The sequence below is a fragment of the Aeromonas sp. genome (assembly GCF_050252055.1).
In the GTDB taxonomy this organism is placed as follows: Bacteria; Pseudomonadota; Gammaproteobacteria; order Enterobacterales; family Aeromonadaceae; genus Aeromonas; species Aeromonas caviae.
Genome location: NZ_JBFWLQ010000002.1, coordinates 25,857 through 50,864 on the forward strand (window position 1 = coordinate 25,857; position 25,008 = coordinate 50,864).

Below are 25,008 nucleotides of genomic sequence, written 5' to 3' on the forward strand. Positions count from 1 at the left end.
AGATGAAAATCTTATATCCAATGCAAGTGGGCGGCGGTGACGCTCCCAAAGAGGTTGCCTCACTTGAAGAGTTCATCGGCATGCTCAATGGTGAGCCGGGCGGCACTTTCCTGCTAGGTGGCAACCGTATCTGGCATGGCGGCATTCATTTAAGCGACAAGGGGGGTTGGCATCCAGGGGGCGCCGTACGAGCTATTGCCGATGGAGAGATAGTGGCCTACCGCATCGCGTCCGATCCCGTTTCCGTAACGTTGGAGCCTGAAGAGGGAAAGCCAGGCAAGCCAATTACTCTGCATACCTCCCCTTCATTTTGCCTGATCCGGCATCGCTATGAGGCTACAGAAGAAGTTTCCGGACAGCAGCAGCCAAAGCGCAATGCTCTTACCTTCTACTGCCTCTATATGCATATAGCCTGTAAAAACGCTTATCAGGGTGAGCCTGAACGGCATGTGCTGACAGGGAGCGGTGTCGCTATATACAAGGCCACTGCAAGTCTGCAGTTTCAGAAAGAGGACAAGCTGGGTACGGCTCGTAAGGGGGCTGAGGTTACCTTGATTGGAGCTCCCTCAGAACGAAGGAATTTGAGAAATGAACCTTACTCTTATCAGCTAGTCAGTTATGCGGCCCCAAAGGGCGGTGATCCGTCAGAGTTTTATGTAGCATCACAATTTATCAAGGAAGAGCGCAAGGTTGAGCCCGATTGGATGATGGCGAAGCAAGATATTCCTTCTCTCTATCCGATAAGCCGCAACAGCTATCTGCGTAAAAGCAAAGATCAGGGTGAAGCTGTGGCTGCGGGATTGCCAAAAACGAGTAAAGTCGCACGAACCACTGCTCAGCCTGTCGTATTTTCCAATATGAAGGAGTATCTCGAGGTTGAAGTCTGGAATATTTCTCAAGGCAAGCTGACCGATGATAAGGGAAATGTTGTGCCCAATGCCTCTAAGGGTGATCGTTATTGGATTGCCAAAGAGATGTTGGGTCAACCCAGCGATGCCGTTTGGCATACCCCCCTTGTTTACGACAAAGTGGAGCTACGACATACCAATCCCATTCCAGTCAAGGGTGGTGAGGTGGTCGGGCATTGGGGGGAGCATGAGACACCGAAACCGACGGCCAATGGCTTTGTGCTTAATGAAGATCGTAAAGCCATACATATGGAAATATTTGTCGCAGAGAGTGACAAGGAGGCTCTTGGTAAATGCATCAGCAATGAAGGGAAGTTGGTCAAGGGACAAGAGTATTTGCTGCTCAAAGAGGGGGGGCAGGCAGATACTTATAAGTTGACCAAGGAGAATAATAAATTCGGTTACAGCAAGGTGGGAGCCTTTGGCCCGCAGGAGGCTCCTAAGCCGATAAATACTCAGGATATCGTGACCCATGGTGCCGACAAATTTGTGAAGGTGGCCGAAGATCAGCATGTACTTATCAGTGGTGATACCCGATTGGTGAGTCAACATGATTGGGCCAGACTGGGTGTGACATTGGTTGATGGCGGCTCTGATCCCGACGGATTCCTTGACAAGGCTGACACTGATGGCAAGGAGGGGGGAGACTTTTTCAGTACCCTTTACGAAGAGCTGGTGACAGATCGGGATGGTGATGGCAGTATCAGTTCCGATGAAATCAAGGCTGCGATGGCCGAAAAAATGGTCGCAGACAAAGTGCGTAACCTCTTTATCAAGCACGAAAGCGAATGGGTAAAGCGCGATACGTGGCCAAGGCTAGAGCAAGAGCTGAAAAACATGCCCAACCTGTACAAATACGTGCTGGAAGTCACCAATAAGATGGCCTGGATAGAGCAGGCTGCTGCTGTGGTAGGTGATACCAAACCTTGGTTTATTCATCCGGCTGGGATGATGGGTCTTATTGAAGATAAACATACTGGTTGTGCATGTAATCGCGATTTAACATTAGATGAACTTAAGTCTCTTAAACCAGCAAGAGGTATTTCAGATGAACGATTACAGTCTTATCTTGATACATTTAATAAATCATTTAGCGACTATTCAGTAACTACTTGCTTGGGGAAAGCACATTTTTTAGCACAGGTTTTTCATGAAAGTGGAAATCTTTATTACACCAAAGAGATCGGGGGGAATACAAAATCCTATAGTCCTTGGTATGGCCGAGGTCTTATACAAATCACATTTAGAGATAATTATCAAGCATATGGTGATTATGTAGGTGAGGACTTTGTCAGCTCAGATGAGTGCAGAGAAAAACTTAGTATTGCTCCTCATGCGGTAAGGTCAGCATATTGGTATATATATGTTGGTCGCCCTGCATGTCAAAAGGCGTTTGAAAAAGATGACCTGTTACATAGTAGTTTCTTGGTGAATGGTGGTTTGACTCACTATATAGATAGACAGCTTAAAATTAACTTGGCCATTGGAAGTTTTGCGAATCCAAATGAATTTGTCAAAAATATAAATGGAGAGTATGAATTTGAAAGTAGTGAAATTTATAATATTAGAAAGGGAGCGTTGGCGTGGGGGCTGTGGAATGATGAAGGATCTGGTAAGGGCGGTGCGAATAATAGTTATCAAAAAGCTCTGGCAGGATATAGACGCTTTTTGACCCTGCTAGATGCTCAACCATTTACTCAGCAGGAGATGGGTAAAAAGTGGTATGGACGGCTTTGTCGAGATTGGCGAGGTTTTGTTGAACAGCGAATTATAACTCTAGAGTAACTTAAATGAATAAATATTTGGTCTTGGTTTTTATTCTGTTGTCTTCTGTCTGCCGTGCTGAAGATATTGGCGTAGACTATCGATGCTTTGTTAGTCCCAATGGTAAAATTAAAATGCGAATGATGTGGGCCTCCACTGTAGATTGGGTTGGAGGATATGTTCAATATGGGAAAAACAAAGATAAAATAACTATAGTCCAAGTGAATTATGAAGAAGAGACGAATGATGAAGGTCGACCATATGCTGTTAATAGTGACTGGGTTGAAATAATTGATGGCAAGGTAAATGGACGGTATCACTTTGGTTACCAAGGTGCTAACTTTGACAATGTGTTTTATATAAATGCTAAAGGAAAGAGATTTGATTTTTCTCAGGCATTAGAAAATTATGAGGATTGTTTTTGATTACGGTGGTTGTGAAATACCGAAGTGCCTTCATAAATTGAGGTGTCACCACATCTTATAGGTGATTTATTATAGTTGGGGGACAGCCACTCCCCCTACATAGCTTTATTCACAAGCGTTGTGTATATAGAGATAGTAGAGTTATAGTTATACTGGATAGATATCAAATAAGGTGTAACTATTCATGATAGTCCTAGGCTATTTTTTTGCATCATCGATAGCAATGTTCGATGTAAGTCAATGTGATGAGCTTGATTTAACAGCGCAATTTAAGTGTGTTGAAACTTTGTATAACAAGTCAGATGCAGAACTAAATAAAGTTTATAAAAATCTTTTTTTCATACTTACAAAATGATTATGAAGGGATTGGTGAACCGAGAACCAAATACTTAAAGTTAGCTCAGCGTGACTGGATTAAATTTCGTGATTCGAGTTGTAATTTTTAAAATCCACAAGGTATGGGTCTGGAGGAGAGGGTTTTGGTATCGAATACCTTACCTGTCAGCTTAGGAAGACTGTTGACAGAATAGATTACTTAAATAAATTCAACCAAAATTAAGGCGATTGTCTAAGAAGTGATTTCACTTCATTAAAAGGCAGAGCTAAAAGCAAAGTTTCAACTTTGCCAGATATGATTATTTATATCGCTAATACAATATAAATCTAGGATGTCCACCATTTAGAGCGAAGCACTCCGGCAATTTTTCTTTAGCTATGGGCAGAGGGAGAGCGCCATCTCCCGTGGCCATTGCCGCCGGTGAGACCATAGGCTATCTCGGCCTGGTGGATACGCCGGGTTCCCTTATCGGGGGCAAGAAGAGCAAGCATCAAGTCCATCTTGAAGTCTTCACTCAGGATCCCAGACTGGACGATGTATTGGCCAACAAAGCTAATACAAAAGGCGGTGCCAGCTATGCCAAGGTGCCGGCCGAACTCGTCTTGCACGAGAAGAAAAAGCAGGATGGTAAAAATCTCTGGGTGGCAACCGGTGATAATAGTCTGGAAGCGCTGGTTGAATCACCAAAGTTTGAAAAAGATGCTGCCAAGCAGGAGTGGGTCAGCATTTCGTCAGGAAAATATGTCAAGAAAGAGCAAGTGGAGCTATTGAGCCAGCATGACTGGCTTAAGATTGGCTTTAAAAAGGTCGATGGTTCAGGATCAGATGGTTATCTGGACCCGGATGCGCCGCCTACTTTCTTTACCGAATTGGTAAACAGTTTCGATACCGACAAGAGCGGTGAACTTAGCAGTGAAGAGATCCAGGCTGCCCTGCAAAATAACGGCAATGCCGATCAACTTCACAAGCTTATCGTCAAGCATCCCAGCGAGTGGTATGAAAAATCGTCGGCCAGCAGTTATCTGTGGCTGGAAAAACTGATGGCTAAAATTGGCTTGCCTGATTTTGACCTGCTGGTGGATCACGAGAAACAGCGTATCGATAAGCTGGAGTGGATGCAGAGTGCAGCCAAGTTAAAATTTAATGGAGAGGTTTCACATCTATATCCATTATCCATAATAATAAAGCCTATGGTTTCGGAGCATACAATTACTACTGAGTTAATAGAGCTATTACTTGGGCACAAAAATGACTGGTTTACTGGTGAAAGGGGCGGCAAGGCTTTTGCAAGCAAGTTTAAAAAAGACTATCCTAATGTATACAAATATAATAAGACTGATTTTGTTGCACTTCTTAATGAAATGCTTTTTAAATACGAAATTAATGGTCCTTATCATAAAGCCCACTTCCTATCACAATGCTTGCATGAGTCAGCTCATCTAGATACTACATTGGAATTTGGCTCTGGAGTTAATTATGATCCTGGTCGACATGCAGATGCAGAGAAGAACGGAAACACCAAAATAGGTGATGGTCCAACCTATAGAGGGCGAGGTCTGATTCAATTGACTTGGAAAAATAATTATATACGCTTCTCTAAACATTCTGGTGTGGACTGTGTCAACGACTCGTCATTGGTGGCTGCTAGTATGGCAAATGCAATAGAAGCATCATGCTGGTATTGGCGTTTTAACGGTGCTGTTCATAAAAAATTTGATGCAAAGGGTGATATAAATATCTTAGTTGACAATGATAGAGATAATGTAAAATTAATTACTTTGGCTGTAAATGGTGGTGACAATGGATTGTTGGATAGAATGAAATATTTTAATCTTATAAAGACAGAGTGGGGGCTGAATTAATGGCGGCTAGAAATGTTGTATTGTTGTTTTGTTTGTTTTTAGTTAGCGTAAGCTTTCCTGTTTACGCAGAGGATTGCAATGCACAGTCATGCAAAGGTTTTATCACTCCACCTTTAGTAAAAACACTTTTTAATGATGGGTATGAAAAAATTGAAATAAAGAAGATATTTGATTTAGAGTATTTGTTTGTGACAACCTCACACGATGTAAATCAGTGCTCCATTATATTTAAAATCGTACATGGAAAGATAGAGGATACTCCATCTGCTGGCGTTGATGGAAAATTATGTAATATATCACTTCATGATAAATATGTAGTGAGCTCTTGGAGAGATAAGGGTGAGTGGAATGATGATGTTTATAAGATAATTCAAAATAAATGGACGTTACTTTTTAGGGATGTATGTGTCGGATGTCAACAAGTAAAGAGAATTTATAAAAAAGATGAAAAAAACAACCACACCGTTCTTCTTAGTGATGGTAGCGACTTTTTATCTCGAGAACCATTAAATGGGATTGTTGAAGAATCTAAAGTTCATCTTTATAGTGGACCTAAGGAGAGCGAAGTTCTTAAAGCATATTTAATTAGAGGTGATGAGTTCATTCTTTCTGACATGTCTGATGATGGAATGTTTTATAAAATAATATACAAAACCCCATCAGGAGGGAAAAATTATTGGATAAAATCTGATAGCTTTTCACTGAAATAGCGTCATTGCTTTTAATAGGTTTGGTAATAGATGTTGGGTGGTAGTGAGTTATTTTCAGAGCTATGACTCATTGCATTAATGTGCCACCAGTATAGGTATTATTTAGCACCGGTTTCAGCCGGTGTTTTCTTGTGTCATCATCAGAAAACGTGATCGCCATTCTTCCGGATAGTTGGTTGGAGGGGGAGGAGGCTCTGGCTTGGGAGGCCTGCCTGGTCTGTACAATGAAAGCGGGTTGCGTACGAGATACAAGCGTTTCTGCGGTGATTCAGCCACTTTCTGTAGTCCTTGAGCTTGGCTATTAAAGTACCACGCTTGATTAATTTATTTCTGTTTTGGCAAGAGATGAAGGACTGAGTGGTGGCGCTATGTACGCTGCAACACCTATTGATGAAGATGAGATGCTGGAATAACAGGGCCGAAAAATAAATTCTGTGACAATGCTTTCATTTTTATAATTTCATGCCGAAAACAAAGACGTAATTTATATGGTGTTAATTAGGTTTTTCTTGAAATACCTCTTTGTGGGTGTTTTTGGGGGCTCGGCAAATAATAAATGCATGTGGCATATAGCTTTTTTAATTTCACTCTCCAGTCCAACAGAGGCATTAATAGGGTTCGACTTGATGGAGATCAACATAAAGGGGGAAGGGGAGGCATAGCATTCCCGCAATTAAGCATTTGTCAAACAATGCTCACTGACGGGAATAAGAAGAATGGTCGAGGATACTTTTTTATCGGCTCATGGAATTAATCGCCGTGACTTTATGAAATTGTGCGCCGGGATGGCCGCAACCCTGGGATTAAGCCAGCATGCCGTGGCCAAGATGGCTACCGCGCTCACCAGCCCCGAGCGGCCGCCGGTGATCTGGATTGGGGCGCAGGAGTGTACCGGTTGCACCGAATCGCTGCTGCGCGCCACCCACCCCACCATCGAGAACCTGATCCTCAACACCATTTCGCTGGAGTACCACGAGGTGCTCTCGGCGGCCTTCGGCCATCAGGCCGAAGAGAACAAGTACAAAGCCATCGAACGCTACAAGGGCAAGTATGTGCTGGTGGTGGATGGCTCCATCCCGCTTAAAGATGGCGGCATCTACTGCATGGTGGCCGGTGAACCCATCGTCGACCATATTCGCCGCGCGGCTGCCGATGCGGCTGCCGTCATCGCCATCGGCTCCTGCGCCGCCTGGGGCGGGGTGCCCGCCAGCGGCGGCAACCCGACCGGTGCCGTCAGCCTGGAGGAGGCCCTCGGCAACCTCGGCACGCCGATTATCAATATCCCGGGCTGCCCGCCCAATCCCCACAACTTCCTCACCACGGTTGCTTACTACATCACCTACGGCAAGCTGCCGGCGCTCGATGCCAAGAAGCGGCCGCTGTTTGCCTATGAACGGCTCATCCACGAAAACTGCGAGCGCCGTCCGCACTTCGACGCCGGTCGCTTCGCCAAGGAGTTCGGCGACGAGGGCCACCGTCAGGGCTGGTGTCTCTATCACCTGGGCTGCAAGGGGCCGGAGACCTACGGCAACTGCTCGACCCTGGAGTTCTGCGACGTGGGCGGCGGCATCTGGCCGGTGGGAATAGGCCACCCCTGCTATGGCTGCAACGAGCAGGGAGTGGGGTTCAGCAAGGGGATCTTCCAGCTCGCCAAGGTGGAGAATCCCACCCCGCGGGTGAACAAGCCCGACGTGGCCATCCAGGAGGGAGGACACATGTCGCCCACCGCCACCGGCCTTATCGGTGGGGCGCTCGGGGTGCTGGTCGGGGTGAGTCTGATGACGGTGCGCGAGCTCGGTCGCCAGCAGAAGCGCCATGAAGCCGGGCAGCACACCTCACGGGAGGAGTGACCGTGAACAGACGCAATTTTCTCAAATTCGCCTCCGTCGGTGCGCTGGCGGCGGGCACCACCGTCTCCGGCACTGCCCTGGCGGCGGCCGAGAACAAGCCGCCCATTCCCGGTGCGCTCGGCATGCTCTACGACTCCACCCTCTGCATCGGCTGCCAGGCCTGCGTGGCGGAGTGTCAGCGCCTCAACGGCAACCCGGCCAATCCGGCCGGGGAAGCAACCTGGTCCAACAACGACAAACTGAGCCCCTACACCAACAACATCATTCAGGTGTGGAAGAGCGGCGCGGGTGAGCACAAGGATCAGCTGGTGGATGGCTATGCCTACATCAAGAAGCAGTGCATGCACTGTGTCGATCCCAACTGCGTCTCCGTCTGCCCGGTGCAGGCGCTGACCAAGGATCCCAAGACAGGCATCGTCCATTACGACCCGGACGTCTGCACCGGCTGCCGCTACTGCATGGTGGGCTGCCCGTTCGACGTGCCCAAATATGACTACGACAACCCGTTCGGGGCGATCCACAAGTGCGAGCTCTGCAACCAGAAGGGGCTTGAGCGCATCGATCAGGGCAAATTGCCCGGCTGTGTCGAGGTGTGCCCCACCGGCGCCGTCATCTTCGGCACCCGCGAGGCGCTGATGGCCGAAGCTAAGCGCCGGCTGCTGGCCACCCCGGGCAGCGAATATGCCTACCCGCGCCAGACCTTCAGCGCCAACGATCCCTACCTGCACGAGGTGCCCAACTACCAGCCTTACGTCTATGGCGAGAAGGAGGGGGGCGGTACCCAAGTGCTGGTGCTGGCCGGGGTGCCCTACACCAAGCTCGACATGCCTGACTTGCCGGAGCTCTCCTCCGGGGCGCGCTCCGAGCACATCCAGCACACCCTCTACAAGGGAATGGTGCTGCCAATGGTGGTGCTGACCGGGCTATCGGTGCTCATTCGCCGCAATGCCAAGCAGCATGGCGGGGGAGAGGGGGATGATGCCAGCCATGGTCAGAGCAAGGGTCATGACCAGAATACGGGAGGCAAAACCCATGAGTAATCACAAGGCACATCCGCTGGGGGGCAGGCTGGTCAGCTGGCCGGTCATGGTGCTGGCGCCGTTCGTCATCCTGTGCGGCATGCTGATCCTCAAACGCCTCATCTTCGGGCTGGGCTCGGTCACCGATCTCAACGGGGGTTATCCCTGGGGGCTCTGGATCTCCTTTGACCTTTTGATCGGCACCGGTTTCGCCTGCGGTGGCTGGGCGCTGGCCTGGGCGGTTTACGTCTTCAACCGGGGCGAGTATCACCCGCTGGTGCGACCGGCGCTGTTGGCGAGTCTGTTTGGCTACTCGCTGGGCGGTCTCTCCATCACCATCGACGTGGGGCGTTACTGGAACCTGCCGTACTTCTACCTGCCCGGTCATTTCAACACCTCCTCGGTGCTGTTCGAGACGGCGGTCTGCATGACGATCTACATCGGGGTGATGGCGCTGGAGTTTGCGCCCGTGCTCTTGGAGAAGTTCGGCTGGAAAACCTCCATGGCGCGACTCAACAAGATCATGTTCTTCATTCTGGCGCTGGGGGCACTGCTGCCCACCATGCACCAATCCTCGATGGGCTCGTTGATGATTGTGGCGGGGGAGAAGATCCATCCGCTCTGGCAAAGCTATGAGCTGCTGCCGGTCTTTTCGCTTCTGACTGCATTCATCATGGGCTTTTCCATCGTGGTGTTTGAGGGCTCTCTGGTGCAGGCGGGGCTGGCGGGGCGTGGCCCCAACGAGAAGCCGCTGTTCTACAAACTGACCCAGGTGATCGACATCTTCCTGATCCTGTTTGTGGCGCTGCGCTTTGCCGAGATCGTCATCCACGACAAGTCGGAGTACCTCTCCGAGTTCAACCGCTACTCCATTCTGTTCTGGAGCGAGATCGCGTTGATGATCTTCCCGCTGCTGGTGTTCCACTGGGACAAGAGCCGCCGGGACTCGCGCATGCTCTTTCTGGGGGCCCTCAGCATGCTGCTGGGCGCAGCCCTCTGGCGACTGGATTACTCCCTGATCGCCTTCAACCCCGGCAATGGCTACCACTACTTCCCCTCCGCGACGGAGGTGCTGATCTCCCTTGGCTTTGTTGCCATCGAAGTGTGTGCCTATTTGCTGCTGATCCGGCTGTTGCCGGTACTGCCATCACTTGAACGTGTTCACCAAGATTATCAGGCCCGAGGGAAAGCCAACGTATGAGCCAACGTATCACCATAGACCCCATCACCCGCATCGAGGGTCACCTGCGTATCGACTGTGAAATCGAAGGCGGCGTTGTCACCAAGGCCTGGTCGTCCGGCACCATGTGGCGCGGGATGGAGGAGATCGTCAAGGGCAATGACCCGCGCGATGCCTGGATGATAGTGCAGCGCATTTGCGGGGTATGTACCTCCATTCATGCCATCGCCTCGGTGCGGGCGGTGGAGAACGCCATCGGCGCCAAGGTGCCGGTCAATGCCCAGTACATCCGCAACCTCATCATCGCGGCCCACAACATCCACGATCACATCGTCCACTTCTATCAGCTCTCCGCGCTGGACTGGGTGGACATCACCGCGGCCCTTGAGGCCAATCCGCAAAAAGCGGCGGACATGCTCAAGGGGGTATCGACCTGGTCCCTCAACAGTGCCGACGAGCTGACCAAGGTGCAGGATAAAATCCGCGCGCTGGTAGCCAGCGGCCAGCTCGGCATCTTTGCCAACGGCTACTGGGGTCACAAGGCGATGAAGCTGAGCCCGGAGGTGAACCTCATCGCCGTGGCCCACTACCTGCAGGCGCTGGAGTGCCAGCGCGATGCCAACCGTATTGTCGCCATTCTCGGCGGCAAGACCCCCCACATCCAGAATCTGGCGGTGGGCGGCGTGGCCAACCCCATCAATCTGGATGCGCCGAGTGTGCTCAACCTGGAGCGGCTGCTCTACGTGAAGAGCTTTATCGATCGGCTCGGCGAGTTTATCGAGCAGGTCTACAAGGTGGATGCCGCCATCATCGCCGCGCATTACCCCGAGTGGCTGAACCTGGGGCAGGGGGCCAAGCACTACCTGAGCGTGCCGGAGCTCCCCACCGACGCTAACGGTGGCAGCTTCCTGATGCCGGGCGGCTACATCGAGAATGGCAATCTGGCGGGTTATCGCCCCATCGAGAGCCATCAGGATGGCTGGCTGATGGATGGCATCGCCGAGAGCAACAAGCACGCCTGGTACAAGGATGACGAGCTCCTCAAACCCTGGGAGGGCAAGACAGAGCCCAACTACACCGGCTGGCAGGATGACGGCAAGTACTCCTGGGTCAAATCCCCCACCTTCTACGGCAAGGTGGTGGAGGTGGGGCCGCTCGCAGACTTGTTGGTGAAGCTCGCCGCCAAGCACCCGGAGACGGTGGCGCACTTCGATCAGCTGAACGGCATCTACAAGGCGCTCACCGGCTCGGCCATCAAGACCGAGCAGCTGCACTCCACCATGGGCCGCATCATCGGCCGGGCGGTGCGCTGCTGCGTGCTGAAAGATACCCTGTCTCATCAGTGGAAGGCGCTGGTGGACAACATCGGCAAGGGGGATTTCAGCGCCTACATCAAGACCGAGATCCCGGCGGACAAGGAGTTTCGCGGGGTGGGCTTTGAAGAGGCGCCGCGCGGCATGCTCTCTCACTGGATCGTCATCAAGGGCGGCAAGATCGAGAATTATCAGGCGGTGGTGCCATCGACCTGGAACTCGGGCCCGCGCAACTTCAACGACGAACCTGGCCCCTACGAGCAATCCCTGGTGGGCACCCCGGTGGCCGACCCGGCCAAGCCGCTGGAGGTGGTGCGCACCATCCACTCGTTCGACCCCTGCATGTCCTGCGCGGTGCACGTGGTGGATACCCAGAGCGGTGAAACAACTCAGGTGAAGGTGCTGTGATGAACACCCTGATCCTGGGCGTGGGCAACCTGCTGTTGAGCGATGAGGCCGTCGGCGTGCGCATCGTCGAGGGGCTGGAGAGCGACTACCGCTTCGCCCCCGGCATCGAGCTGCTCGATGGCGGCACCGCCGGCATGGAGCTGCTCGAAGCGATGGCCAGTCGCGACCACATCATACTGGCGGACGCGGTGCGCAGCGGCAATCCGCCGGGTACCGTGGTGACCCTGAAAGATGAGGAGATCCCGACCCTGTTCGGCCGCAAGATCTCCCCCCATCAGCTGGGGCTGGCGGACGTGCTCTCGGCGCTACACATGACGGGGGAATCCCCCAGGCGACTCACCCTGATCGGGGTCGAGCCCGAATCCCTCGAGCCCCGCATCGGCCTCACCCCCGTGGTGGCGGCGGCGTTGGGGGAGGCGACGGATCGGATCCTGACCCTGTTGGCCAGTCTGGGTGCTCCGGCCATTCCGCTCTCTGAGCAGGAGAAGGCCGAGCGAGCGCGGGAGGGCATATGGCGCAATCCATTGTGAATGAGGCAGTGAACGAAGCAGCGACAGAGCCGGCGCAGGAGTTTGCCGGTTTTGCCACCAATCCCGCGCCATTGCTGGTAGCCCAGTACGAGCGGATCGCGCAGCAAGAGATGCAGGCCCTGCCCTTCTATCACCCGGCCATGCCCATCGTGGCCGAGTGCACCCTGTTTGAAGGGCAGTGGCTTGGCTGCGTGCTCACCCCCTGGATGCTGAGCGTGGTGGTGTTGCCGGGGCCGGATCAGCTCTGGCCGGTGCGCAGCAGTAGCGAACGCCTCGCCCTGCAGCTCCCCTGCGGCAACCTGACCTTTATGGTGGGGGCATTGCCCGAGACGGGGCAGTTGCTGGCCTGCTCGCTCATGTCCCCCATCGACCCGCATCTGGGGGCCGACGAGGGGCACGCGCTGGTGAGCAGCACCCTCAAGATGCTGCTTTCGCTTCCGGTGCAGCAGGGGGAGGGCGGCATGAACTTGAGCCGGCGCCGCCTGTTCAGCGGCCGGTGTGGCGACCCTGTTGGCGACACCCAGCGCTAGGTCTCATCTGCAATCAGGTTTAGAATAGGGGCCGTTTTGGCCCCTCACTCGCTTCTGTCGTGCCCCTGTTTTTCGATAGTGAGTGGTAAAACGAATAAGGGATCTTATGACCATTCAATGCTTTGGCTGCCACTCAGGCAGCAACGCCGGCCACCGTAAAGGCCTCTCTGTCACTGCGGCCGCCTTGCTGGCCCTGCTCTCGGGCGGTTTCTCGTCCATGGCGCTGGCTGCCCAGCCCGTCCCCGCCGAACTCAAGCTCGCCATCGGCAGTGAGCCCACCGAAGGGTTTGACCCGCTGCTTGGCTGGAGCCACGGCAGCTACCTGCTGCTGCATAGCCCGCTGCTCAAGCAGAACGCAGATCTCAGTTGGCAGAATGTGCTCACCCAAGCGGTGACCCCGAGCAAGGATGGCAAGGGGTGGCTCATTACCCTCAAGCCTGACCTGAAATTCTCCAACGGTGCGCCGCTCACCGCCGAAGATGTGGCCTTTACCTACAACAGCGCAGCCAAGGGCGGCGGCAAGATCGACATGGGCAACTTTGTCTCGGCCAAGGTGCTCTCACCCACCGAGGTTGCCATCACCTTGAGTGCCCCCCAGAGCACCTTTGTCAACGTGCTGGGATCTTTGGGGATAGTGTCGAAGCAGGATTACGACGCAAAAGCATATGCCCAAAAGCCGGTCGGCGCCGGCCCCTACCGGCTGGTAAGCTTCCTGCCCGGCCAGCAACTGGTGGTGGAGGCGAACCCCTATTACGCCGGCGGCAGCAATGACTTCAAGCGGCTGGTGTTTGTCTTTATCGATGAAGAGAGCGCCTATGCTGCCGCCCAGAGCAGCCAGCTCGACCTGGTGCGCATCCCCCCGTCACTGGCGCCCACCGTACCCGACACCCTCAAGCTGTGGGTGCGGCCGAGCGTGGAGAATCGCGGCATCGTCTTCCCCATTCCGCCGGCGGGTGGCAAGGATGCCAAGGGTTATCCCATCGGCAACGACGTGACCTCGGACGTGGCGGTGCGCCGCGCCATCAACTACGCCATCGACCGCCAGCTGTTGGCCGATCAGCTGCTGGAAGGGCACGCCATTCCCGCCTACAGCGCGGTAGAAGGTTTGCCCTGGCTGAACAAAGCCACCGCTTTCAAGGACGGGGATGCTGCCCACGCCAACGCCCTGCTCGACGAGGCGGGGTGGAAAATGGGCAGTGATGGTATTCGCCACAAGGGCAATCTGCGCGCCGCCTTTACCCTCTGGTACACCAGCGGCGACAGCACCCGCCGGGATCTGGCGGAAGCGGTGCGGGCCATGCTGGGGCCCATTGGCCTTGAGGTGAGCCTCAAATCCGGCAGCTGGGAGCAGGTGGAGCGCGAGATGCACGCCAACCCGGTGCTGATGGGGTGGGGGAGTCTGGATCCCATGGAGCTCTATCACCACTACCAGAGCGGCTCCGGTGGGGTGGAGTTCTACAACCCGGGCTACTACAACAACCCTGTGGTGGATGGCCATCTCAAGCAGGCGCTGGATGCCCCGAACTGGCAGGCGGCCGTGCCGTTCTGGCAGCAGGTGGAGTGGGATGGCAAAACCGGCGCCGGAGTGCAGGGAGATGCTGCCTGGGCCTGGCTGCTCAACGTGCAGCACACCTATCTCGCCAACCGTTGCATCGACCTTGGCAAGGGGGCGCCGGAAATCCACGGTAGCTGGTCACTGCTCAACAACCTGCAGGATTGGCGGTGGACGTGCCGTTAAGTTCGCCCTTGAGTCATTCAGGTTATCTGTTGCTAAAAGCCCTGCTGCGTCTGGCAGGGCTGTTATGCCTGGTCTCGGTCGCCACCTTTGTGCTGCTGAGTTACTCCCCCATCGACCCCATCAAAGCCTATATCGGCAACGATCTGCTCCATGTGCCGCCGGAGCAGTACGCCCGCATCGCCGCCCGCTGGGGGTTGGATCAGCCGCTCTGGCTGCGCTATTGGCACTGGTTTAGCCAGGTGCTGCAGGGGGATCTCGGTTACTCCATGCTCTACAACGCGCCTGTGGGTGAAGTCATAGGCCAACGCTTTGCCGCCTCTTTCCTGCTGCTGGCGGGCGCCTGGCTGCTCTCCGGCTTTTTCGGGATTTTGCTGGGCCTCTGCGCCGGGCGCTATCTCAACCGCTGGCCCGATCGCCTTATTTGCCGTTTTGCCTACCTGCTCGCCTCCTTGCCCACCTTCTGGGTCGGCCTGTTGCTGCTCGCCCTGTTTGCGGTGCACTGGCCGCTACTGCCGGTCTGCTGCGCCTGGACGCCGGGGCTCGCTGCCGATGAAGCGGACTGGTTGATGCGATTGCGCCATCTGTTGCTACCGGTGACCACGCTCGCCCTGCTCGGGGTGGGCAACATAGCCCTGCATACCCGGGGGCGGGTGGCCGAGGTGCTGGCGAGCGACTTTATCCGCTACGCCCGTGCCCAGGGGGATGGCGGCTGGCCCATGCTGCGTTTTCACGTGCTGCGCCACGCCCTGACCCCGGCGCTCTGCCTGCAGTTTGCCTCCCTTGGCGAGCTGATTGGCGGGTCGCTCTTGGCCGAGAAGGTATTCTCCTACCCGGGGCTCGGCCAGGCGACGGTAGATGCAGGGCTGCGGGGGGATATCCCCCTGCTGATGGGCATAGTGCTGTTCTGCACCCTGCTGGTTTTTATTGGCAACACGGTGGCCAGTCTGCTGCTGGCGCGCATCAATCGGGGCTGGGAGGGCGAGCATGCTGTTTAATCCGCTTCCCTCTATGGTGCGCCTTGGGGTGGCCTTGATCGGATTGGCGCTGCTGGCCACTTACGGCTGGAGCTTGTCGGCTCAGGATGTGCCGATGGATCTGCTGGCGCGCCAGCAGGCTCCCTCGCTGGCCCACTGGTTCGGCACCGATCAGATGGGGCGGGATCTCTGGTTGCGGGCCTTTCAGGGCACCCTCACCAGTCTGGAACTCGGCATCAGCACGGCTCTCTGCAGTGGCCTGCTGGCCATGGTGGCGGCCAGCGTATCGCTCGTTCACCCCAGATGTGATGTGGCGGTGCGAATGGTGATCGACGCCATGCTGGCGTTGCCCCATATGCTGCTCTTGATCCTTATCTGCTTTACCGTGGGGGGGGGCATGCGCGGGGTGATCCTGGCGGTGGCGCTCACCCACTGGCCCAAGCTGGCGCTCATTCTCTGCGCAGAAGCGCGGCGGATCGCCTGCAGCGACTATGTGGTGCTGGCCCGCTGTCAGGGGATGGGGGCGCTGCGTCGCTGGCGCATCCACCTGCTGCCGGGGCTGTTGCCCCAGTGGTTTATTGGCACCTTGCTGATGTTTCCCCATGCGGTGCTGCACAGCGCGGCCTTGAGCTTTCTCGGTTTTGGACTGGCGGCCCACGAGGCCTCGCTGGGCCTGCTGCTGGCCGATGCCCTGCGTTATCTGGCCGGTGGCGGTTGGTGGCTGGCCCTCTTCCCGGGGTTGATGTTGCTGCTGCTGGTTCTGCTGTTTGATCAGGCCACTCGCGCCTTGCAACAACTCTGGTTTGGGTTTGGGGGAGATACATGCTGAGTTTTGAAGGCGCCATCTGGTGTCAGCACAGTCTGGCTGGCGCTGCTGTTTGCTCAGATGACTCGCGGGCCTTGCAACAGCTGTTGTGGCACAGGAGTGAACCATGCTGAGTTTTGATCAGGTGACCATAGAGGCGGCCCACTACTCCTGGCTGGGACGGCGCAGCTGGCAGCCATTGCTGACCGATATCAGCCTGCAACTGGCGCCGGGGGAGATAGTGGCGCTGGTGGGGGGGAGCGGCGAGGGCAAGAGCCTGCTGTTGCAAAGCGCTCTGACCCTGCTGCCGGACAACCTGCGGATGCGCGGCAGCATCTCCCTCGATGGCGTGCCCCTGTGCGATGCCAGCCGGGCCCGTTTACGCGGCCACACCCTCTGCTATGTGCCGCAGGGTGTAAGCGCCCTCAATCCGCTGCTGACGGTGGAGCGCCAGCTGGGCCGTGCGGCACGTCTCTGCGGCCAGAGCGGTTCTCGCAAGCGGCTCGGCGAGCAGCTGCTACGCTACCAGCTGCCCGCGACCACCCTGGACAGATTCCCGCGCCAGCTCTCCGGCGGCATGGCCAAGCGCATTCTGGCCTGCACCGCGGCGCTCGGCGGTGCCCGCTACATTCTGGCAGACGAGATCACCGCCTGGCTCGACGAAGGGCTGGCCTGCCAGCTGCTCAGCCAGTTGCGTGAATTGGCCAATCAGGGCAGCGGTATCCTCTGGGTGACCCACGATCTGGCGCTGGCAGCCCGCTTTGCCGATCGCATCGTGGCGCTGCATCAGGGGCAGGTGAGCGATACCTTGAGCTGCCACCATCTGCGCCAGGGGCAGGGGAGCGAGATGCTCAGAGCCCACTGGCAGGCGCTGCCGGAGTTCAACGCGCTCTTCTCTGTGCCGGAGGTTTCCTGATGTTGGAAGTACAAAACCTCACTATCGCCCAGGGGGAACGTCCCCTTTGGCAGGGTTTATCGCTGACGGTGAAAGCGGGGGAGCGGCTCGGTATCTCCGCCCCCAGCGGTTATGGCAAGACCACCCTGGGACGAGTATTGGCCGGTTGGCAACCGGTTGGGGCCGGCGGGCAGATCCTGCTGGATGGGCAGCCTGTGCCTGAACGGGTAAAAGGCTATAACCCTATCCAGCTGGTGCCCCAGCACCCCGAACTCACCTTTAATCCCTATCGCACCACTGGGCAGGCGCTGTGGGATGTGTGGCGCCCCGATGACGCCATGCTGGCCCGCTTTATGGTCAAACCTGAGTGGCTCGGCCGTAAACCCGGTCAACTCTCCGGCGGCGAGCTGGCCCGCATCGCGCTGTTGCGCGCCCTCGATCCCCGCACTCGATTGCTGATTGCCGATGAGGTGACCGCCCAGCTGGATCCGCAAATCCAGCGCCAACTCTGGCGGGAGTTGATGGTTGAATGCGAGCAGCGCGGGCTTGGCATGGTCATCTTCAGTCACCAGCAGGCATTATTGCGCCAGATCTGCCATCGGGTGCTGCGCTTTGGTGAGATGCAGCCCGTGACTGGTGTATTGGCTGAAAATGCGGCCTGAGGGTTAGTTCCCCCTCATCCCCAGCTCTTCTCCTGCAAGGGGAGAAGGGAGCAGACGGTGACTCTCCCCAAGCTTGGGGGCACAAGCTGGTTGTTATGCTCGCAGTGCGCGTACTTCGAACTTATTGCCAGTATCCACGAACCGGTCCCCTCTCCCTGGGGAGAGGGCCTGGGTGAGGGGACTCTTGCGACTCCGAACAGATAGCGCGGCCGACAAGGTTCGCAGATAAAAGAGAGGGAGGCATCAGCCTCCCTCTTTTGTTTTCTACCGTTATCAGCGGCGTTTAACCGGTTCAAGTTCAGGCACTGGCGAGCCAGTTGAGCCAGGCATCCATCCCTTCGCCTGTGGTGGCGCTGACCTGGATCACCTGGATATAGGGGTTGACCCGTTTGGCGTTCTCGATGCAGCGGGCCACGTCAAAGCTGACGTAGGGCAGCAGATCAATCTTGTTGATCACCATCAGCTGGGCGGCGGCGAACATGTCCGGGTATTTCAGCGGTTTCTCTTCCCCCTCGGTGACGGAGAGGATCGCCACCTTGTACTTCTCGCCGAGATCGAAGCTGGCGGGGCAGACCAGATTGCCCACGTTCTCGATAAAGAGGATGCCTCCTTCATTGGCGGGCAGCTGGTGACAGGCGTCGTGGACCATTTTGGCGTCCAGATGGCAGCCCTTGCCGGTGTTGATCTGCACGGCAGGGACGCCGGTGGCACGAATGCGATCCGCATCGGCGCTGGTCTGCTGATCCCCTTCGATCACGGCGCAGGGGCGCTTGTCGGCCAGCTGGCGCAGGGTTTCACACAGCAAGGTGGTCTTGCCTGAACCCGGGCTCGATACCAGGTTGAGCACCAGCTGGGCCGCCTCGTCGAAGTGTTCGCGGTTGTGGGCGGCCAGAGCATTGTTCTTGGCCAGCACATCCATCTCGATGGCGATCAGCTGGCGCTGCCCCATGCCCGGAACCGACAATCCCGCTTCCCCTTTGCCGTAGTGCAGATCACCCTGCTGATGGTCATGGTCATGGTCATGGTCATGGTCATGGTCATGGTCATGGTCATGGTCATGGCTGTGATCATGGGGATGCGCGTGGGAATGGCCGTGGTCATGAGAGTGGCCATGTTCATGATGATGGTCGTGGGGGTGATCATGGTGGTGCTCATGAGGGTGATCATGACCCTCTGCTCCTATTGGTGCCCGTACCCCGTGGTAGTGGTGATGGACATCCCCCTGATGGTGATAGTGGTGGTGAATGATCAGGGTGCGCGGCGCACTCTGCTCGTGGTCATGATGGTGATGGACGTCATGACCATGATGATGGTCGTGCTCATGTTCATGGTGATGTTCATGTTCGTGATGATGCTCATGATCGTGCTCATGGCCGGCGATCCGCGCCTGGCCGCATCCGCATACGCTACACATATCAACTTACCTCGATGTCGGTGATGCGCAGGCTATCACCCTGCGCGACTCGTAATTTGTATCCGCCACATTCGGGACAGGCCTGCCCGCGCTCGGTGAGGGTGACCGTCTTGTTGCAGTCGTAACACCAGGCCTCTGCCGCCTGGTGCTGAAAGTGAAGCTGGGCTCCTTCGACGGCGGTGCCCTTGGCGGCAGCCTCGAAACAGAAGGCAATGGTGTCCGGGTCGACGCAGGAGAAGCTGCCGACCTCGAGCCAGAGGGCGGTCACCTTGTTAAAGCCCCGCTGGGTGGCCTGCTCGGCTGCCAGATCGATGGCGGCCATGGCCAGAGACATTTCGTGCATGGTGGCTCCTTAACCGATATGGGGAGGAGCAGTGACTCCTCCCTGTAATTGACGAAACGGCATGGCTGCTCAACAGATCCGCGGCAGCAGCTCCCCTTGCGGCAGCTCCAGATAACGGCGGCTGCCCCAGGGGTTGCTCAGGATCACCTTGTGGCGATCGCTCGCCTGCACCACGCCGATCTGGCTGGCGCTGGGGTTGAACTGCCGCAAGATGCCCAGCGCGTCCTGCGCCTGTTCCGTAGGCAGGGCCAGCACCATGGTCCCCTCGTTGGCGAGATCATGGGGCTCGAAACCGTAGAGCTCGCAGAGGCCGCGTACCGGATCGCACACCGGAATGGCGGACTCCTCCAGTTCGATGGCCACCTGGGAGGCGCTGCTCCACTCGTTGAGCACGGCGGCAAGGCCGCCGCGGGTGGCGTCGCGCAGGGCGTGAGGGGTAATACCCGCTTTTAGCAGCGCTTCGACCTGCGGCCAGAGGGTGGTGCAGTCGCTCTTGAGATCGGATCCCAGTTGCAGGGCGTCACGGGCCATCAGGATGCAGGCGCCGTGGCTGCCGATATCCCGCGACACCAGGATGGCGTCACCGGCTTTGAGGCTCCGTACCGAGATGCCTCGGCTCTGTTCGGGCAGCGGGAAGGTGCCGACCCCGCTGGTGTTGATAAAGATCTTGTCGGCGGCCCCCTTGGGCACCACCTTGGTGTCGCCGCAGACGATGCGGGCACCGCTGTTGGCAAGTTCAGTCGCCATCGACTCGACGATGCGGGCCAGATCGGCGTAGGGGAAACCCTCCTCGATGATAAAGCTGCAGCTCAGATACTCGGGCTTGGCCCCCATCATGGCGAGATCGTTGACCGTGCCGGCGATGGCCAGCTTGCCGATATCGCCCCCCTCGAAGAAGAGCGGCGAGACGGTAAAGCTGTCGGTGGTGAAGGCAACGGGGCCCTCTACCGGCAACAGGGCGGCATCTTCACCGCGCAGCAGGATCTCGTTGCCAAAGTGGCGAAAGAAGAGCTGGTTGATCAGCTGGTTCATTTCGACACCGCCGCCGCCGTGGCTTAACTGAATTTCTCTCATTGGATCCCCATATATCGGTAGTAGGCATTGCAGGCCCCTTCGGAGCTGACCATGCAGCTGCCCATGGGCTGGGTCGGGGTGCAGCCCCGGCCAAAGACTTTGCACTGGTTCGGTTTGGCCAGGCCGCGCAGGATATCGGCGCACTGGCACGCCTTGTGGTCATCGATGGGAGTCTGATTGAGTTGAAAGTGGCGCTCCGCATCGCGCTTGGCGAAGGCATCGCGCAGGCGCAGGGCGGAGGCGTTGATATCCCCCAGACCTCGCCAGCGAAAGTGCTCGCGGGTCTCGAAAAAGCGCTCGACCAGCCGCTGGGCGGCTTTATTGCCGCTGGCGGTGACGGCGCGGCTGTACTGCACCTCCAGCGCGTAGCGACCCTCAACTTTCTGGCGCACCATCATCAAGAGCGCCTCCATCACGTCCACCGGCTCGAAACCGCTCACCACCACAGGCACCTGATAGCGATCGACGATGGGCAGGTAGATATCGGCGCCGGTGATGACGCTGACGTGAGAGGGGCCGATAAAGGCGTTCACCTTGGCAACGCCGTCGGCCATCACCGCATGAATGGCGGGCGGCACCAACACATGGTTGATATGAAACAGGAGGTTCAGGGCCCCTTGCTCTTCAGCGGCAGCCAGCAAGGCGGCCGTCATCGGGGTGGAGGTCTCGAAACCGATGGCGAAGAAGACCACGGTTTTGTCCGGATTCTCTTTGGCGATACGCAGGGCATCGAGGGGGTCATAGACGGGGCGGATATCGCTCCCCTTGGCGCGCTGCTGGGCCAGCGTGTCCCTGGAGCCCGGCACCCGGATCATGTCCCCCAACGTCACCAGAATGACGTTGGGCTGGCTAGCCAGCTCGATGGCCTGATCGATGCGCTCTTTGGGCATGATGCAGACCGGGCAGCCGGGACCGTGGACAAACTCGATGCTGGCTGGCAGCAGCTGGTGCAGGCCGTACTTCATGATGGTGTGGGTATGGCCGCCACACACCTCCATCACCCGCAGCGGCTCGGGCAGATCTTTGGCCAGTTCATTAATTTGGGCGGCGAGGGCGCGGATCACCTCGGGCTGACGAAAGCCCTGAAAGAGATCATTCAAGGTCAGCATGGCAAGATATCCTGTTTGGGCATCAGGGCCACCATCTGGCGGAAGCTCTCGAGGCTGGCCTGCGCCTCCTCTTCGTCAATCTTGCTCATCACAAAGCCGATATGGAGCAGCACATAGTCGCCCACCTGGAGGGGCTCCTCGAGCAGCATGCAGCTGACGCGCCGCTGCACCCCCAGGGTGTCGACAGTGACGCAGTTATCTTCGGGGTGCAGCTGCACCACCTGAGAGGGGATGGATAGACACATGGATTTCAGGACTCCGACAAGGTGGCACAGCCGGCTGTGGTTGGGCGGTGCGTGGCAATATGGTGGATGGCAAACCAGAGCTGACCGGCGGCGATGCCACCGTCATTGAGTGGCAGGATTTCGCTGGTCAATACCTGCCGACCGGCCGCTTCGAGAGTGGGCACCAGCTGGTCCATCAGCACCCGGTTTTGAAAGACACCGCCCCCGAGCGCCACCGGATAGCCGGGGAAGCGCTCGGCCAGGGCGATGACCAGATTGCTGATGGCGCGGATAAAGCCGGCGGCCAGACTGGCGGTGGAGGTGCCTTGGCGCTGCTCGCTGACAAGGGTATGGATGAGCTCTGCCCACTCGATCTGCAGTGGCCCCTCTGCTGATTGGCTGAGATCAAAGGCGAGGGGGAAGGGCTGTTCATCGGGAGTCAGCTGCAAGGCGGCTGCCTCCAGCAGGAGTCCCGCTTCGCCCTCGTAATCCGGGGTGTCGATCACTCCCAAGAGCGCCGCCACCGCATCGAACAGCCGACCGATGGAACTGGTGTAGGGGGCGTTGCGACCCAGCTGCCAGAGCTGGTGCAGGTTGCTGATCCGCTCTACAGGTAGCTTGCTTACCAACGGAATATCGAGAGCGCTGATCTGCTCAGGAGTGTGCGATTCAAACAGCAGCCCCAGCAGCTGGCGTACCGGCTCGCGAATGGCCGCCTCGCCGCCGATCAGCTTGAAGGGGGCAAGGTGGGCAACCCGCTCAAATCCCTGAACGTCTGCGATCAGCAGCTCGCCGCCCCAGAGGGTGCCGTCATTGCCAAGGCCGGTGCCATCGAAGGCAACACCCAGCACCGGGCCCGTGATCTCATGCTCGGCCATCACCCCCAGCAGGTGGGCGTGATGGTGCTGTACTTCGAGGTGGGTTGCATTGTGATCGCGGCAATAGCCCTTGGCCCACTGGTGGCTGAGATAGCCGGGGTGTCGATCCGAGACCAGCAGTTCTGGCTTGAGATCGTAAAGTTCGCGAAAGGTCGCTAGGGTCTGCTCGAAGTGCTCCTGCATCGGCAGGCTGTGCAGATCGCCGATATAGGGGCTGTAGATGCGCTGGCGGCCGAAGGCTAGCGCCAGCTGGTTTTTCTGCTGCGCCCCGACCGCCAGCAGCGGCGCCTTGACCGCCTCTTGCAGGCTGGGGGTGCAGGGGGCATAGCCCCGGGCGAGGCGCAACGTCTGGCGTCGCCCGCCTGCCCACTGCACCAGACTGTCGTCGCACGGGTGCAGGATGGGGCGGTTGTGATCCAGGATGCCGTCAATCTCGCTGCCGAGCTCCCTGACCACCTCCTCGCACTCGATAAGGATCGGGCTGCCGCGACCATTGGCGCTGGTGGCCACCAGCGGCATGGCGCAGGCATCCAGCAGCAACTGATGGAGCGGGGTATAGGGGAGCATGATGCCAAGGTAGGGGATGCCGGGGGCGATCCTCTCGGCCAGCGGCGCGGTTGTCAGTAGGGATTCTGAGAGCCGATCATCGTTTTTGCGCTTGCGCAGCAGGGTGATGGGTCTGGCCTGAGAGGTGAGCAGCTTCCACTCTGCTTCGCTGCCGGTGACATGCAATTTGGCCTCGGCAAGGGAGCCTATCATCACCGCCAGCGGTTTGCGCGCGCGCCGCTTGAGCATTCGTAATCTGGTGACACTCTGTTCATTGCGGGCATCACACATCAGGTGATAGCCCCCCATCCCCTTGACCGCGATAAGCTTGCCTGCTTGCAGGGCGTTTGCAGCTGCTTGCAGGGCATCCTCGCGCTCGGCCAAGGCATCGTCACGGCCATTTCGCCAGCTGAGATGGGGCCCGCACTCGGGGCAGCTCACCGGCTGGGCGTGGTAGCGTCTATCCAGCGGGTTTTCATAGGCCGCCTCACAGCGCGGGCACATGGCAAAGCCCGCCATGGCGGTATAGGGGCGGTCGTAGGGAAGGCGGCGGATAATGGTGTAGCGCGGGCCGCAGTGGGTGCAGTTGGTAAAGGGGTAGTGGTGGTGGCGATCGCTTGGATTGGCCACGTCCGTGGCGCATGCCTCGCACATCCCCTGATCCGGCGAAATGGCGACCGTGGCCGCGCTCTGCTGCTGGCTGGCTTTAATTCGAAACTGGCCATGAAATTGGCCATCGAAGTCGGGATCCTGATCTCGGGGCAGTTCCCGCTCGCTGAAATGATCGATACGGCTCAAGGGCGGCGCCAGTTCCCGCAGTTCGCGGGCAAAGCTGGCGAGCTGCTCGGGCGATCCTTCGGCGCCGATGGTGACGCCGTTGGCATCGTTCAACACATAGCCGGCAAGGCCGTGGCGCAGTGCCACCCCATAGACGAAGGGGCGAAAGCCGACCCCCTGTACGATGCCGTCGATATGAAATTCCCGGCGCAGTCGAAGGCGTGTCGACGTGGTCATGGCGCCATCCAAAGAGGGGCCAGCGCCCCTCCCTCATAACCGGGGGGCAGGGAACCCTCCCTCATGACAGGGAGGCTGGGGAGGGCCGACAGGGGCGGCCATCCGGCGATCATCCTGGGGGATGTCATGCGATATCGAACTCCCATCTGCTGGCCTGCCGCCACGGCATGGGCCATCGGGTGCAACGAACGGGGGGCAACGGGCTGCGTCGCGATAGAAGGGGCGTAGCCTGGGCAGGGGAGGGAAGCGGGCCTCTCATCCTGCCGCGGGGGCCAAGTTTACCGGGGCCCTGGTCCCCAATACCTTGATCTCGCCCCTGTTTGAGTGCCAGATGCGGCGCTTCTTTGCGATCCTGTGAGCCTGCTCCGCCAGCGATCGGCGTGTGAGAACTGGCGGCGCCGCGCCCCCGGGGCGCTGAACCGGCCCCTGAAGGGGGCAAATCGAGGATGGCGGGGCCAACACGCAGGTTTTTTGTTTGGTTTTATTTAACGATTGC

Annotated in this window: 23 protein-coding genes; 17 read left to right on the forward strand and 6 right to left on the reverse strand. The window is 57.3% G+C overall.

Features of this window, described 5'->3' with window-relative positions:
* Window positions 1-2 precede the first annotated feature (2 nt).
* From AB7E19_RS03850 to AB7E19_RS03925, 16 genes are all read left to right on the forward strand, one after another.
* A complete protein-coding gene (locus AB7E19_RS03850) occupies window positions 3-2,693 on the forward strand; it encodes a glycoside hydrolase family 19 protein (RefSeq protein WP_322131526.1) in 2,691 nt (896 codons plus the stop codon).
* A gap of 5 nt (window positions 2,694-2,698) precedes the next feature.
* Window positions 2,699-3,097, forward strand: coding sequence for a hypothetical protein (locus AB7E19_RS03855; protein WP_316286979.1), 399 nt, complete (start codon window positions 2,699-2,701; stop codon window positions 3,095-3,097).
* Window positions 3,098-3,462: 365 nt separating this feature from the next.
* Window positions 3,463-3,543: a lysozyme inhibitor LprI family protein gene (locus AB7E19_RS03860; RefSeq protein ID WP_409070733.1), complete on the forward strand. Its 81-nt coding sequence runs from the start codon at window positions 3,463-3,465 to the stop codon at window positions 3,541-3,543.
* 295 nt (window positions 3,544-3,838) lie between these two features.
* Window positions 3,839-5,296 (forward strand): glycoside hydrolase family 19 protein, encoded by a 1,458-nt coding sequence (locus AB7E19_RS03865; protein WP_427934640.1) that lies wholly within the window; start codon window positions 3,839-3,841, stop codon window positions 5,294-5,296.
* A complete protein-coding gene (locus AB7E19_RS03870; RefSeq protein WP_263308585.1) occupies window positions 5,281-6,006 on the forward strand; it encodes a hypothetical protein in 726 nt (241 codons plus the stop codon). Before AB7E19_RS03865 ends, AB7E19_RS03870 begins: the two co-directional genes overlap by 16 nt.
* A gap of 716 nt (window positions 6,007-6,722) precedes the next feature.
* On the forward strand, window positions 6,723-7,856 hold the full coding sequence (gene hybO / locus AB7E19_RS03875; RefSeq protein ID WP_322131529.1) for a hydrogenase 2 small subunit: 1,134 nt from the start codon (window positions 6,723-6,725) through the stop codon (window positions 7,854-7,856).
* A 2-nt stretch (window positions 7,857-7,858) separates the two neighbouring features.
* Window positions 7,859-8,896, forward strand: coding sequence for a hydrogenase 2 operon protein HybA (hybA, locus tag AB7E19_RS03880; protein ID WP_322131530.1), 1,038 nt, complete (start codon window positions 7,859-7,861; stop codon window positions 8,894-8,896).
* Window positions 8,889-10,076, forward strand: a complete 1,188-nt coding sequence (hybB, locus tag AB7E19_RS03885) for a Ni/Fe-hydrogenase cytochrome b subunit (RefSeq protein WP_322131531.1) — start codon at window positions 8,889-8,891, stop codon at window positions 10,074-10,076. Before hybA ends, hybB begins: the two co-directional genes overlap by 8 nt.
* A complete protein-coding gene (gene hybC, locus AB7E19_RS03890; RefSeq protein ID WP_322131532.1) occupies window positions 10,073-11,776 on the forward strand; it encodes a hydrogenase 2 large subunit in 1,704 nt (567 codons plus the stop codon). The genes hybB and hybC overlap by 4 nt, the downstream gene beginning before the upstream one ends.
* Window positions 11,776-12,306 (forward strand): HyaD/HybD family hydrogenase maturation endopeptidase, encoded by a 531-nt coding sequence (locus AB7E19_RS03895; protein WP_322131533.1) that lies wholly within the window; start codon window positions 11,776-11,778, stop codon window positions 12,304-12,306. Before hybC ends, AB7E19_RS03895 begins: the two co-directional genes overlap by 1 nt.
* Window positions 12,288-12,836, forward strand: coding sequence for a hydrogenase-2 assembly chaperone (hybE, locus tag AB7E19_RS03900; protein ID WP_322131534.1), 549 nt, complete (start codon window positions 12,288-12,290; stop codon window positions 12,834-12,836). The genes AB7E19_RS03895 and hybE overlap by 19 nt, the downstream gene beginning before the upstream one ends.
* A 106-nt stretch (window positions 12,837-12,942) precedes the next feature.
* Window positions 12,943-14,574, forward strand: coding sequence for an ABC transporter substrate-binding protein (locus tag AB7E19_RS03905; RefSeq protein ID WP_322131535.1), 1,632 nt, complete (start codon window positions 12,943-12,945; stop codon window positions 14,572-14,574).
* Window positions 14,559-15,569, forward strand: a complete 1,011-nt coding sequence (locus AB7E19_RS03910) for an ABC transporter permease (protein ID WP_319884473.1) — start codon at window positions 14,559-14,561, stop codon at window positions 15,567-15,569. The genes AB7E19_RS03905 and AB7E19_RS03910 overlap by 16 nt, the downstream gene beginning before the upstream one ends.
* Window positions 15,559-16,377 (forward strand): ABC transporter permease, encoded by an 819-nt coding sequence (locus AB7E19_RS03915; RefSeq protein WP_322131536.1) that lies wholly within the window; start codon window positions 15,559-15,561, stop codon window positions 16,375-16,377. Before AB7E19_RS03910 ends, AB7E19_RS03915 begins: the two co-directional genes overlap by 11 nt.
* 103 nt (window positions 16,378-16,480) lie before the next feature.
* Window positions 16,481-17,269 (forward strand): ATP-binding cassette domain-containing protein, encoded by a 789-nt coding sequence (locus AB7E19_RS03920; RefSeq protein ID WP_322131537.1) that lies wholly within the window; start codon window positions 16,481-16,483, stop codon window positions 17,267-17,269.
* A complete protein-coding gene (locus tag AB7E19_RS03925; protein ID WP_069784823.1) occupies window positions 17,269-17,910 on the forward strand; it encodes an ATP-binding cassette domain-containing protein in 642 nt (213 codons plus the stop codon). The genes AB7E19_RS03920 and AB7E19_RS03925 overlap by 1 nt, the downstream gene beginning before the upstream one ends.
* A gap of 298 nt (window positions 17,911-18,208) precedes the next feature.
* Here AB7E19_RS03925 and hypB read toward each other — a convergent pair whose 3' ends face one another.
* Window positions 18,209-19,093 (reverse strand): hydrogenase nickel incorporation protein HypB, encoded by an 885-nt coding sequence (gene hypB / locus AB7E19_RS03930; RefSeq protein ID WP_322111640.1) that lies wholly within the window; start codon window positions 19,091-19,093, stop codon window positions 18,209-18,211.
* Between hypB and AB7E19_RS03935 the strand changes: the two genes are divergently transcribed.
* The gene (locus AB7E19_RS03935) at window positions 18,980-19,348 is read left to right on the forward strand and encodes a hypothetical protein (protein ID WP_322131552.1); all 369 of its coding nucleotides are present in this window, start codon (window positions 18,980-18,982) and stop codon (window positions 19,346-19,348) included. The two genes, hypB and AB7E19_RS03935, sit on opposite strands and share 114 nt — an antisense overlap.
* Here the strand turns inward: AB7E19_RS03935 and hypA are convergent.
* The 5 genes from hypA to hypF form a co-directional block, all read right to left on the reverse strand.
* The gene (hypA, locus tag AB7E19_RS03940) at window positions 19,326-19,667 is read right to left on the reverse strand and encodes a hydrogenase maturation nickel metallochaperone HypA (protein ID WP_021140355.1); all 342 of its coding nucleotides are present in this window, start codon (window positions 19,665-19,667) and stop codon (window positions 19,326-19,328) included. The two genes, AB7E19_RS03935 and hypA, sit on opposite strands and share 23 nt — an antisense overlap.
* Before the next feature lie 69 nt (window positions 19,668-19,736).
* Window positions 19,737-20,741 carry a hydrogenase expression/formation protein HypE gene (gene hypE / locus AB7E19_RS03945; protein WP_322131538.1) on the reverse strand — a complete coding sequence of 335 codons (1,005 nt, stop codon included), beginning with the start codon at window positions 20,739-20,741 and terminating at the stop codon, window positions 19,737-19,739.
* Entirely contained in the window at window positions 20,738-21,850 is a 1,113-nt protein-coding gene (hypD, locus tag AB7E19_RS03950) for a hydrogenase formation protein HypD (RefSeq protein ID WP_322131539.1), read from the reverse strand. The genes hypE and hypD overlap by 4 nt, the downstream gene beginning before the upstream one ends.
* The gene (locus tag AB7E19_RS03955) at window positions 21,844-22,095 is read right to left on the reverse strand and encodes a HypC/HybG/HupF family hydrogenase formation chaperone (protein WP_040065728.1); all 252 of its coding nucleotides are present in this window, start codon (window positions 22,093-22,095) and stop codon (window positions 21,844-21,846) included. The genes hypD and AB7E19_RS03955 overlap by 7 nt, the downstream gene beginning before the upstream one ends.
* Window positions 22,096-22,100: 5 nt before the next feature.
* Window positions 22,101-24,512 carry a carbamoyltransferase HypF gene (gene hypF, locus AB7E19_RS03960; protein ID WP_427934642.1) on the reverse strand — a complete coding sequence of 804 codons (2,412 nt, stop codon included), beginning with the start codon at window positions 24,510-24,512 and terminating at the stop codon, window positions 22,101-22,103.
* Window positions 24,513-25,008: the final 496 nt, after the last annotated feature.

What these genes read in the sequence shown, in the direction of transcription:
- AB7E19_RS03925 (WP_069784823.1), top strand. Translation starts at nt 17,269, where the DNA reads ATGTTGGAAGTACAAAACCTCACTATCGCCCAGGGGGAACGTCCCCTT.
- AB7E19_RS03850 (WP_322131526.1), top strand. Translation starts at nt 3, where the DNA reads ATGAAAATCTTATATCCAATGCAAGTGGGCGGCGGTGACGCTCCCAAA.
- AB7E19_RS03905 (WP_322131535.1), top strand. Translation starts at nt 12,943, where the DNA reads ATGACCATTCAATGCTTTGGCTGCCACTCAGGCAGCAACGCCGGCCAC.
- AB7E19_RS03895 (WP_322131533.1), top strand. Translation starts at nt 11,776, where the DNA reads ATGAACACCCTGATCCTGGGCGTGGGCAACCTGCTGTTGAGCGATGAG.
- hypE (WP_322131538.1), bottom strand. Translation starts at nt 20,741, where the DNA reads ATGAGAGAAATTCAGTTAAGCCACGGCGGCGGCGGTGTCGAAATGAAC.
- hypF (WP_427934642.1), bottom strand. Translation starts at nt 24,512, where the DNA reads ATGACCACGTCGACACGCCTTCGACTGCGCCGGGAATTTCATATCGAC.
- AB7E19_RS03935 (WP_322131552.1), top strand. Translation starts at nt 18,980, where the DNA reads ATGGGGATGCGCGTGGGAATGGCCGTGGTCATGAGAGTGGCCATGTTC.
- hybO (WP_322131529.1), top strand. Translation starts at nt 6,723, where the DNA reads ATGGTCGAGGATACTTTTTTATCGGCTCATGGAATTAATCGCCGTGAC.
- AB7E19_RS03920 (WP_322131537.1), top strand. Translation starts at nt 16,481, where the DNA reads ATGCTGAGTTTTGATCAGGTGACCATAGAGGCGGCCCACTACTCCTGG.
- hybE (WP_322131534.1), top strand. Translation starts at nt 12,288, where the DNA reads ATGGCGCAATCCATTGTGAATGAGGCAGTGAACGAAGCAGCGACAGAG.
- hybC (WP_322131532.1), top strand. Translation starts at nt 10,073, where the DNA reads ATGAGCCAACGTATCACCATAGACCCCATCACCCGCATCGAGGGTCAC.
- AB7E19_RS03915 (WP_322131536.1), top strand. Translation starts at nt 15,559, where the DNA reads ATGCTGTTTAATCCGCTTCCCTCTATGGTGCGCCTTGGGGTGGCCTTG.
- hypD (WP_322131539.1), bottom strand. Translation starts at nt 21,850, where the DNA reads ATGCTGACCTTGAATGATCTCTTTCAGGGCTTTCGTCAGCCCGAGGTG.
- hypA (WP_021140355.1), bottom strand. Translation starts at nt 19,667, where the DNA reads ATGCACGAAATGTCTCTGGCCATGGCCGCCATCGATCTGGCAGCCGAG.
- hybB (WP_322131531.1), top strand. Translation starts at nt 8,889, where the DNA reads ATGAGTAATCACAAGGCACATCCGCTGGGGGGCAGGCTGGTCAGCTGG.
- AB7E19_RS03855 (WP_316286979.1), top strand. Translation starts at nt 2,699, where the DNA reads ATGAATAAATATTTGGTCTTGGTTTTTATTCTGTTGTCTTCTGTCTGC.
- AB7E19_RS03955 (WP_040065728.1), bottom strand. Translation starts at nt 22,095, where the DNA reads ATGTGTCTATCCATCCCCTCTCAGGTGGTGCAGCTGCACCCCGAAGAT.